Source organism: Amycolatopsis sp. SID8362 (assembly GCF_010550475.1).
GTDB lineage: Bacteria > Actinomycetota > Actinomycetes > Mycobacteriales > Pseudonocardiaceae > Amycolatopsis > Amycolatopsis eburnea.
Map to the genome: position 1 here is coordinate 1 of NZ_JAAGNB010000518.1, position 505 is coordinate 505.

Annotated in this window: 1 protein-coding gene; it reads left to right on the forward strand. The window is 76.6% G+C overall.

The genetic code is table 11. From position 1 onward, the window contains the following. Nucleotides 1–505: amidase family protein (locus G3I65_RS16280; protein WP_240924594.1), on the forward strand; the 505-nt coding region annotated here is incomplete at both ends.

The window sequence follows — 505 nt, forward strand, 5'->3', positions numbered from 1 at the left end:
GCTTGAAGGCCGGCGACCGCGCGCCGCTGCTCGGCGTGCCGGTCGCGATCAAGGACGACGTCGACCTGACCGGCCTGCCCACGTCGTTCGGCTGCGTCGGCGACTTCCCGTGCGCCACCACCGACGCGCCCGCCGTCGCGCTGCTGCGCGAGGCCGGCGCCGTCATCATCGGCAAGACCAACACCCCCGAGCTGGGCCAGTGGCCGTTCACCGAGGGCCCGGCCTTCGGCGCGACGCGCAACCCGTGGCACCCCGGCCACACCCCAGGGGGTTCTTCAGGCGGGAGCGCGGCCGCGGTGGCGTCGGGGGTCATCGCGGCCGCGCTCGGTTCCGACGGCGCCGGGTCGGTGCGCATCCCGGCCGCGTGGACCGGGCTGGTCGGCATCAAGACCCAGCGCGGCCGGATCCCGACCGGCGGCGAGCTGTTCCACGGCCTGACCGTGCTCGGCCCGCTCGCCCGGACCGTCGAGGACGCCGCCCTGCTGCTGGACGTCGCCGCCGCGAC